This is a genomic window from uncultured Maricaulis sp. (assembly GCF_905480005.1).
In the GTDB taxonomy this organism is placed as follows: Bacteria; Pseudomonadota; Alphaproteobacteria; order Caulobacterales; family Maricaulaceae; genus Maricaulis.
This window is the reverse complement of the sequence record NZ_CAJQOO010000013.1, coordinates 1-9,299: the sequence shown is the minus strand read 5'-3', so window position 1 is coordinate 9,299 and position 9,299 is coordinate 1. Positions and strand designations below refer to the sequence as shown.

11 protein-coding genes, 1 tRNA gene and 1 pseudogene are annotated in these 9,299 nt (G+C 64.3%); 6 read left to right on the top strand and 7 right to left on the bottom strand.

What is annotated here, in order from left to right:
* A pseudogene (locus QZ266_RS02330) lies at positions 1 to 328 on the top strand (hypothetical protein); the annotation flags it as partial.
* A 12-nt stretch (positions 329 to 340) separates the two neighbouring features.
* Here the strand turns inward: QZ266_RS02330 and queE are convergent.
* Positions 341 to 970 (bottom strand): 7-carboxy-7-deazaguanine synthase, encoded by a 630-nt coding sequence (queE, locus tag QZ266_RS02325; RefSeq protein ID WP_295691324.1) that lies wholly within the window; start codon positions 968 to 970, stop codon positions 341 to 343.
* Positions 967 to 1,698 (bottom strand): 7-cyano-7-deazaguanine synthase QueC, encoded by a 732-nt coding sequence (gene queC / locus QZ266_RS02320; protein WP_295691322.1) that lies wholly within the window; start codon positions 1,696 to 1,698, stop codon positions 967 to 969. The genes queE and queC overlap by 4 nt, the downstream gene beginning before the upstream one ends.
* A gap of 35 nt (positions 1,699 to 1,733) precedes the next feature.
* Between queC and cutA the strand changes: the two genes are divergently transcribed.
* From cutA to QZ266_RS02305, 3 genes are all read left to right on the top strand, one after another.
* Entirely contained in the window at positions 1,734 to 2,063 is a 330-nt protein-coding gene (cutA, locus tag QZ266_RS02315) for a divalent-cation tolerance protein CutA (protein ID WP_295691320.1), read from the top strand.
* Positions 2,064 to 2,202: 139 nt separating this feature from the next.
* Positions 2,203 to 3,255, top strand: coding sequence for an AraC family transcriptional regulator (locus tag QZ266_RS02310; RefSeq protein WP_295691319.1), 1,053 nt, complete (start codon positions 2,203 to 2,205; stop codon positions 3,253 to 3,255).
* A 115-nt stretch (positions 3,256 to 3,370) separates the two neighbouring features.
* Positions 3,371 to 4,225, top strand: coding sequence for a sterol desaturase family protein (locus QZ266_RS02305; RefSeq protein ID WP_295691317.1), 855 nt, complete (start codon positions 3,371 to 3,373; stop codon positions 4,223 to 4,225).
* A 66-nt stretch (positions 4,226 to 4,291) separates the two neighbouring features.
* On the opposite strand, the gene QZ266_RS02300 is transcribed toward QZ266_RS02305, so the two are convergent.
* Entirely contained in the window at positions 4,292 to 4,546 is a 255-nt protein-coding gene (locus QZ266_RS02300) for a hypothetical protein (RefSeq protein WP_295691315.1), read from the bottom strand.
* Here QZ266_RS02300 and QZ266_RS02295 point away from each other — a divergent pair.
* On the top strand, positions 4,545 to 4,682 hold the full coding sequence (locus QZ266_RS02295) for a hypothetical protein (protein WP_295691314.1): 138 nt from the start codon (positions 4,545 to 4,547) through the stop codon (positions 4,680 to 4,682). The two genes, QZ266_RS02300 and QZ266_RS02295, sit on opposite strands and share 2 nt — an antisense overlap.
* A gap of 10 nt (positions 4,683 to 4,692) precedes the next feature.
* Here the strand turns inward: QZ266_RS02295 and QZ266_RS02290 are convergent.
* The 3 genes from QZ266_RS02290 to QZ266_RS02280 form a co-directional block, all read right to left on the bottom strand.
* Positions 4,693 to 4,769: transfer RNA gene (locus tag QZ266_RS02290), tRNA-Met, on the bottom strand.
* 95 nt (positions 4,770 to 4,864) lie between these two features.
* Positions 4,865 to 6,922 (bottom strand): methyl-accepting chemotaxis protein, encoded by a 2,058-nt coding sequence (locus QZ266_RS02285; protein ID WP_295691313.1) that lies wholly within the window; start codon positions 6,920 to 6,922, stop codon positions 4,865 to 4,867.
* A 129-nt stretch (positions 6,923 to 7,051) separates the two neighbouring features.
* A complete protein-coding gene (locus QZ266_RS02280) occupies positions 7,052 to 7,384 on the bottom strand; it encodes an energy transducer TonB (RefSeq protein ID WP_295691312.1) in 333 nt (110 codons plus the stop codon).
* A 335-nt stretch (positions 7,385 to 7,719) separates the two neighbouring features.
* Here QZ266_RS02280 and QZ266_RS02275 point away from each other — a divergent pair, with 335 nt between their 5' ends.
* Entirely contained in the window at positions 7,720 to 8,787 is a 1,068-nt protein-coding gene (locus QZ266_RS02275) for a malate/lactate/ureidoglycolate dehydrogenase (protein WP_295691311.1), read from the top strand.
* Between the two features lie 3 nt (positions 8,788 to 8,790).
* Here QZ266_RS02275 and QZ266_RS02270 read toward each other — a convergent pair.
* A partial coding sequence (locus QZ266_RS02270; protein ID WP_295691309.1) for a thioesterase family protein occupies positions 8,791 to 9,299 on the bottom strand: 509 nt, incomplete at its 5' end.

Here is a 9,299-nt window from a genome sequence, read left to right as displayed (position 1 = left end):
CGATGCCGACTGGCATGGCGTGTCGACCCGGGAAACCGTGCTGAGCGTCACCATTACCGATGTCGTGCCAAACCGGCCGACCATGAACCAGATCCAGGTCATGGACACGGCGCATTACTCCGAGCACGCCAATGGTGGCGCATCACTGGAAGCGGTCTTGCGCGATGCCAACGGCGAATTGATCGCCGCCTTCACCTATGCCTGGTTCAATCCGGACAGTGGTGACGGGGCCGGTTATGGCGTCTGGACAGACACAAGACTTGCCTTCCACGCCTTCTCGACCGCGCTGGCCGAAAGCCTCGGCGCAGCTCCGATGCCCGGCAGCTGACCGGCTAGCGGATCAAGGCGCGCCGATCCATTTATGGGTCTGCAGGGAGAGCGACCATTTGGGATGGGCCAGGCAGTACTCGAAGGCGGCCTGGGCATTCTCCATCATGTGCGGCCCATCCATGGGCTGCAGGGAGAAGCGCTTGAAGTCCCAGCCCTCGAATGCAGACGGGTCAAGTTCCGGCTGCGGGTAAACGAGTTTGAGCTCATGGCCGGAGGTCTGGACCACAGGCGCCGAGCCTTTCGGGCTGACCGTGATCCAGTCAATGCCCTCGGGAGCCGCGAGGGTCCCATTGGTCTCCACAGCGATCTCGAAGCCGCGCGCATGCAGGGCGTCGATCAGGGGTTTGTCGAGCTGCAGGAGTGGTTCGCCGCCGGTGCACACCACCAATGGCGCGCCGCCGCCCGGCCAGAGTTCCGCGACGGCTTCAACAAGGTCTGAAGGCGTCTGGAAGCGCCCGCCGCCGGGCCCGTCCATGCCGATGAAATCCGTGTCGCAGAAATTGCAGACGGCCTTGTGGCGGTCCTGTTCGCGACCGCTCCACAGATTGCAGCCGGCGAAGCGCAGGAAAACTGCCGGCCGGCCGGCCTGGGCGCCTTCGCCCTGGACGGTCAGGAAGCGTTCCTTCACCGAATAGCTCATGCTGACACACCCGCTTTCCACGCCGCATGGCCACGCGCGCGCAGCTCGCAGGCCGGGCAGTCGTCACAGCCATAGCCCCAGTCATGACGCGCCCCGCGCTCGCCGCGATAGCAGGTATGACTGGCCTCCTCGATCAGGGCGGTCAGGGCCGCACCGCCAAGCTCATCGGCCAGCGCCCAGGTCTGTGCCTTGTCGAGATGCATGAGGGGCGTGGCGATGCTCAGCGCGGTGTCGAGACCGAGGCCGAGCGCCGATTGCATGGCGTCAATCGTCTCGCGTCGACAATCGGGATAGCCGGAATAGTCCGTCTCGCACATCCCGCCCACCAGAACACCATGACCACGCCGATAGGCCAGCGCCGACGCGACCGTGAGAAAGACCAGGTTTCGCCCCGGCACGAAGGTGCTGGGCAGGCCGCTGGCCTCCATCTCGATGGCCCGGTCGGCGGTCAGCGCGCTCTCGGCGATGGCGCCATAACCGGAGAGATCGACCACGAAGTCCTCACCGAGGCGCTCGCCCCAGGCCGGAAACGCCTTTTGCACACCGGACCGAACCTGCTGGCGGGCGTCCATCTCGACATGATGACGCTGGCCATAGTCGAAACCGACCGTCTCGACGCGCTCGAAACGGTCCAGCGCCCAGGCGAGGCAGGTCGCGGAATCCTGGCCGCCGGAAAACAGGACCAGGGCCGAACGGCTGGCGATTGCAGGGGTGGAGGTCTGGCTCATGCGGCGCTTATATACCGAAGGGGAGAATTTTGACCATGCACAGCCTACGCCTGATTTACACGACCTGGCCGGATGCCGACAGCGCACGCGCCGCGGCCGCGGCGGTCGTCACCGAAGGATTATGCGCCTGCGCCAATATCCTGCCCGGCATGACCAGCGTTTATCGCTGGCAGGGCGAGATCGAAACGGCGAGCGAATGCGTGGCCGTGTTCAAGACGAGCCAGAGCGCCGCGAAGGCCCTTCTCATCCGCCTCACGGAACTCCACCCCTATGACGAGCCCGCCCTGATCGGCCTGCCCGTCGACGCTGACAGCAGCGCCCCGGGCTTTCTTGCCTGGGTGGCCAACGAGGTCGGCGCGCAATGACAGCGCCACGGTCGATCGATTTCGAAATTGCGCAGACACGATCCGCCGAATGGGCCATCAACCGGGGCATGCCTCGTCCCGCCTCGCCTGACAGACGGACGGGCAGCGGGACAGTCACGCAGGAAACCGGCCGGAGCCCATGACAACAGCAGCCATACTGGAAATCCTTGCGCGCGGCGGTACAGCCGGCCTGGCCCTGATGATGGCGCTGATCTTCCTGCGCGATGCCGGCCATGCGGTCGGTGCCCGCCTCGGCCTGCTCTTCGCGCTCGGCGTTGCCGGCTATGCGCTGGTCTCCTCCAACCTGATCTCCGAGGCTCTCGGCCCTGCCGCCCTGCCCCTGAACCTGCTGGCCATCCCGACCGGGGTCCTGTTCTGGTGGTTTGCCACCGCCCTGTTCGACGATCGCTTCGTCTGGCGGAGCTGGCGCCTCATACCGCTCGGTCTCATCATCCTGGCCGCCACCGGTCACTTCCTGCCCGCAGAGGGGTCGCGCCTGTCCGTGATCTCTATCCTGATGTGGCAGGCGGTGAATATCCTCCTGATGGCGCACGCAGCCGTGCTGGCGATCCGCGACTGGCCGGATGACCTGATCGAGCCGCGCCGCCGCTTTCGAATTGCCCTGGCCGGCCTCGTGGCGATTTTGGGAATCACGATCTCGGTCATGGAAGTGCGCTTTGCCGGGACTGTTTTCCCTGACTGGGTCTTCCAGGCCCATGGCATGACGCTGTTCGGCCTTGCAGTCCTGTTTACCGGCTGGCTAATCGCCGCCCCGACCGACCTCTTTCCCCCCGACAGCTCCGGCAGGCAGCCCGGCCCGGACATGGCCCGGCTGGCGCCGGAGGACAGGCCGCTTGCCGCACGGCTGGAACAGGCCATGGCGGACGGGCTCTATCGGGAGCCCGGCCTGACCGTCGGTGTCCTCGCCGAGCATCTGGATACGCGCGAGCACCGGCTTCGGCGCCTGATCAATCAGGGCCTGGGTTTTCGCAATTTCTCGGCCTTCCTGAACAAGCACCGCCTGGCTGAAGCCAAACGCCTGCTGGCGTCGCCGGAGCGGGCGCATGACCAGGTCCTGACCCTTGCACTCGATCTGGGATACGGCTCCATCGCGCCTTTCAACCGGGCCTTCCGGGCAGAGACCGGCACGACGCCGACCCTGTTTCGCCGGGCCGCGCTCGCCCGCGCCTGATCAGAACCGGATTTTTCGCATCGATTTCAAGAAAGATTGAGCGCGTTCGCCAACGCCGCGACGGGCGTCCGGTCGGCACGCATTCTGGCTCCTCACACACGCCAGGAGGTACCAGATGTCGACCAATCCGCCCGCCCTGCCGGACGCCCTGCCAGACGTCCTTATCGAGGCCTACTCAACCGCGCCGGATCTCTTCATGAGCGATCTCCTGCGCTATGTCCTGGGCGCCGGGATCGTCTATCTCATTATCCATGTCTGGCTGGCCCAGACCCTGGCACCGCGACGCATCCAGGCGCGCCTGCCCCGGCCGGGGCAGGTCCGGCGCGAGATACTGGCCTCGCTGCGATCCGTCACGGTGTTTGCGATCATCGGCCCGCTGGTCGTGCTGGAAATGCTCACCGGTGTCTCCCAGGCCTATGCGGATCCCATGGCCCGCGGCCCGGTCTGGTTCCTTGTCTCGCTCATCATCCTGATCATCGCCCACGACACCTGGTTCTACTGGACGCACCGGCTCATGCATCAGCCACGCTGGTTCCGGCGCTTTCACCGCCTGCACCACAAGTCAAAAACCCCGACGCCCTGGACCGCCTATGCCTTCAATGTCGGCGAAGCCGCCCTGCACGCGCTCTTCCTGCCGGTCATCCTGCTGGTCCTGCCCGTGCCACTCCCTGTGCTTTTCCTGTGGGGTATCCACCAGATCGCCCGGAATGCGATCGGCCATTGCGGGGTCGAGATCTTCCCCGCGCGCAAGGATGGTCGCCCGCTCATCGACTGGGTCACGACCGTAACCCATCACGATCTTCACCACGCCCAGCCGGGCACGAATTTCGGGCTCTATTTCACCTGGTGGGATCGATGGATGGGCACGGAAAATCCGGACTATCACGCCCGCTTCGCGGCGACTGTCCGGCGTCGGTCTGACCCGCTGGCCGACATCTCCCCCGCCGCGCGGTCGTCAGGCAAGGCGTGACGGGACGGTGCGGGTCTCCGCGGGGCAAAGCCAACCGCCTCGCGGAGACCCGCCTTTTGCCTGGGATCAGAGGTCGGGTTCGGAATGGCGCGAGGCGTCCCAGGCGGCTTCGTCGAAGCCGCGGCGGCGCGAGATGATGAGGACCGCGGAGAGCACGCCACCGAGCGCGAGGCTGACCGTGCTGCCCAGACCGAGAGCGATCCAGCCATGCATTGTCATTTCCACCCCGGACAGCTTGACCATGCCGAAGATCACGAAAGCGGCGCACATGGACAGCACAATGACCGCTGCGATGACGGACAGGATATTGGAACGCGACATGGCCGAGGCCTCCGGATATTTCAAGCTGACTATATGGGTCGGCGCGCCGAACCTTGCCACCCGCCAACCGGTCGCAGGCGGATATGTCGCACGCCGCGCATCGGGCCTGTTCGAGCGTCGGTCTGCCGTGATCTGAAGGGGGGAAATGGTGGCGAGGGAGAGACTTGAACTCTCGACCTCACGATTATGAGTCGTGCGCTCTAACCAGCTGAGCTACCTCGCCACACCTGCCTCTCCGCAAGGCAGAGGCACGCCGTATACGCGCAGCGCCCACGGCTGGCAAGCCGTGGGCGCTGGCGGATTTCAGTTCTCTCGCAGTTAGGCCGCGCGGACCTCTGTGAGGAATCGTTCAACCGCACTCTTGAGCGAGTCCGACTGACGCGACACGGCCAGAGACGCCTCAAGCACTTCGCCTGCGCTCTCCCCGGTTTCCGAGGTCGCCTGGTCGACTTCCTGGATATTGGTGAAGACCTCGCTGGTGCCGTCCGCCGCTTCCTGGGCCGAGCGGGTGATCTCGCCCGCCGCCGCACGCTGCTCTTCCATGGCAGCGGCGATGGCCGTGGCAATCTCGCTCATCTCGTGGATCGTGCCGCCAATTGACGACATCGCTTCGACCGCCTTGGCCGTCGCGCCCTGGATGCCCGAGATGTGTTCGGAGATGTTCTGCGTGGCTGCACCGGTCTGGCTGGCCAGCGCCTTGACCTCGGAGGCGACGACCGCGAAGCCCTTGCCGGCTTCACCGGCGCGGGCCGCTTCGATCGTGGCGTTGAGAGCCAGGAGATTGGTCTGTTCGGCGATATCGTTGATGAGGCTGACTATGTTATCGATCGACTTGGCCGCATCATCGAGGCGCTGGACATCCCCATTGGTCTGCTCGACCTGGTCAACCGCCGAATCGGCGATTTCCGTTGAGCGGGAGATCTGCTGGGAAATCTCGCCAATCGAAGAGACCATTTCCTCGGCAGCCGCTGCCACGGTCTGAACGTTCTGGGACGCCCCTTCCGAAGCCTGGGCGACAGCGGCGGACTTGCCTGTGGTCGCCGCGGCGGTCGAGCTCATCGCCCGGGCCGAGGTTTCCATCCGTGTTGCGGCTTCGGCCACCTGACCCAGCGCGTCGCTGGAGGCCTGCTCGAAAACCTGGATCAGGCTCTCGACTGCAGCCGAGCGCTTTTCCTTCATGCGGCGCTCTTCTTCGGTCTCCGCCTCGAGGCGGGCCCGTTCGATGGCGTTCTGGCGGAAAACATCCACCGAGCGCGCCATGTCGCCGATCTCGTCCTTGCCCGGCGTGAAGCCAAGATTGACATCGCTATTGCCCTCGGCCAGCACGCCCATGGTGCGGGCCATGGCGCTGAGGCGCGTGAGCAGCATGTTATTGACGTAGAACCAGGCAATCGCGGCAGCGACAACCAGGCCAATGGCGGCGATGGCGATCAGCAGGATGCGACCGGTGATCACGGCAGCGTCTGCCGCGGCCGTCGCATCGGTCACGCGAACCGCGACTTCCGACTTGAAGTCCTGGACACTGGCCAACAGCGTTTCCGCAGAGATGCGGGCTTCCTCGGCCACGACTTCTGCAGCGGCCACGGCGGCCAGCTCGGCCTTGCGCAATTCGAACACGCCCGACCGGCCTTCACCGAAATTGATCAGATTGTCGGCCTGGGTCTGCATGACGTCGGTCACGATCGGGCCGAGAATGGCGAAATTGACGTCGAGCTCGCCGGCGGCTTCATCGAACCAGTCGAAAACGCCATCAACCTCACCCGTGGTTGCGGAGGTATCGACCTCATTGAACTGGATCATGATCTGGTTGGCGGCGATGAGGGCCCGCAGCAGGCTTTCAATATCGGCCTCGTCACTGGAATCCAGGGCGCCCTCGACGCTGGCGGCGAGATCGGCCCGGGCCGTGCGAGCTGCGGCGGTGACATCGCGGCGGCTGTCGCGAATCTGCAGGCGGCGCTCGACCACCTCATTCATGCCCTCGACCAGCTCGTTCAGATCGGTAACAGCGGCCTGAAGGGCTGCCGTCTCGCTCGTACCGGACAGGGCCTGGAGCTCCGAGAGGCTCTGGGTCAGGGAGTCGCGATAATCCGTGACGCGGTTGTAGTTTTCGAGGCGGGCCTCAACCGTGGTCGATCCGGCAAACTGGCCGAGCGCACCGGTCAGGCCGACACTGTCCTCGGACAGGCGATCCACCGCCTGGGTTTCAGGTATCGCGCGATTGGTGATCTGCTCGACGGCATGGTTGGCCGAGTTGAAGCCGGTCACGCCGACAATCGCAGCAATCAGGGTCATCAAAGACGTCAGCGCGAAAGCGGCGAGGAGCCGGACCCGTATACTGGTCGTCTTGTCGAAGAATTTGGCGAACACAGAATTCATTGCAAGGCCCCTAGGGTTAATGCCCCGATTCAAAAAGATACGGCGACGCTAACGCGCCGCCGTAAATGAATTCTTATGATGGTAAACGCTTTTCAGTTCTTTCGCTGATTAGCGTTTGGCCTTGGGGCTTTAGCCGCCCAGGCTGAAGTCGAAACGCTGCTGAACACCTGCGGTTGCCGCCGCAGCCGGGGCATATTCCCAGCCTTCAATGGCCCGCAGGACGGCGCGATCGAACACGCCTTCCGGCTCTGATTCGACAACCGAGGCCTCGGCAACCGAGCCGTCTTCCGACACGGTATACTCGACCACAGCATACCCTTCGATGCCGCGACGCTCAGCGCCTCGCGGATATTCCGGAGCTTCCACAGCGGTACGCTCGCGGTCCTGAGCCAGTGCCGGAGCCGCAGTGAAAGCCAGAGCCGACATCGCGGCTGCCAGAATCATGGTTCCCGTCTTTTTCATGACTTACCCTTCATCCATTTTAAAATGGCGCGTCCGGGATTTTCCCCGTGTTCGAACGCCGTGTTGAATTCATGCGGGTCGTTTGCTGCCCGACGAGATGGAGAATGCATGAGAGCGGTTGCCAAACGTTTAAACCGACGTGGAAAAGGCGGCTTTTGGATCGATTTTTTATGTGATAAAATTCAAAGACTTACAGCCGCAATCGCGCCCGGAAGCCCCGATTGTGCCAAAATATGACAGGTTTCGATCTGATCTATGCTTAATAAAGCCCTAACGGGAATACACAAATCTTATGCATAGAGCCGGTTTATTGAGAAAGGCAGATTGATCCAGAGATGAGCACGCCGGAACGCCGCCTGAACCCGACCAGTCTTCTGGAGTTTTGCGCCACTGTTCTCAGTGCGGGCGGGGCCAGCAAGGACGACGCAGCCTGTGTTGCCGCCCATCTGGTTGATGCCAATCTCAAGGGCCATGACAGCCATGGTGCCGGCCTCCTGCCCGCCTATCTCCGACACATGGAGCGCGGCCAGGTCAATCTGGAGGCCTCGGACCAGGTACTGGCCGATACCAGCGTCATCCTGCGCATTGATGCCGATGGCGGCTGGGGTGCTCCGGCGGGTCAGCGCCTGGTCGAGAGGGCCAGCGCCAAGGCGCGCGAGCACGGGCTGGCCGCGGCCACGCTTGGGCATGTCCATCATCTCGGTCGCCTTGGGGCCTATGCCGAACAGGCGGCCGCGGCCGGCCTGGTCTCGATCCACTTCGTCAATGTCACCGACCATGCCCCCCTGGTCGCCCCCTATCGCGGTACGGATGCGCGCTTCGGGACCAATCCGGTCTGTATAGGCTATCCGGCCACGGCGACCCGGCCGGCCTTCCTTCTTGACATGGCCACCAGCCAGATCGCCCTGGGCAAGGTGCGCATCGCTGCCAATCGCGGCGTGGCCCTTCCGAGCGGCTCTCTGATCGACGCCCGGGGCATGCCCACGACCGACCCCAGCGGCATGGCCGGGTTTGAACTGGAAGGCGCCCTCACCCCGCTGGGCAAGCACAAGGGTTATGGACTCGCCTTCGCCTGTGAACTCCTGGCCGGCGTCCTGGGCGGGGGTGGCACAATCCAGCCGGGCACCCCACGCAGGGGCGGGATCAGCAACGGCCTGTTCTCGATCTTCATTGATCCGGCGGCCTTTGGCGAACCGGACTGGATGCAGGCCGAGACCGATGCCATGGCCCGCTATGCCCTCGCCTCCCCGCCCATGGACTGGGACAGCCCCGTCCTCTACCCCGGCGACCCGGAACGTGCGATTGCCGGCAAGCGCGCCAAGGAAGGCATCCCGATGGATGAAGTCACGATCGGGCAGCTGAATACGGTGGCGGAAGCGCTGGGTGTGGCAGAACGGCTCTAGCGCCTACTCCAACGCCGCCCCGACAAGGCCGAACGCCGCCATCACATCCTCCCCAATTCGCATCGGGCGGCGGGTGTCGCGGCTGATGCGGCACCATTCCGTGGTGGCGCGGGCAGAGAAACGTTTGGCGCCGGGCTTGCGAATATCCACATGACGGTCAAAGCGCGGGCCATGGGGCCGGCCGAGCCAGGTGCGGATCTCGGCGATTTCACCGGGCAGGATGGGATCGCGGTACTCAATCGTGTGTTTCAGCGCCACCCAGACTTCACCGCCAACCATGTCGTCCGGGGCGACCGCATGCCAGTGCGTGATGGCGATATCCTGGACCCAGCGCAGATAGACGACATTATTGACGTGACCGAGCTCGTCGATATCCGCCGGGCCCGGTTCGATCCGGCGCAGGAAGGCGGTCTCGAAAGAGACGCAGCGCATGCCCTCGCCCGCGACCGCCTGGTCAGCCCCGATGATGCCGGAAAGGAAACTGCCGCTGTCGTCCATGATGATCCCGCCTG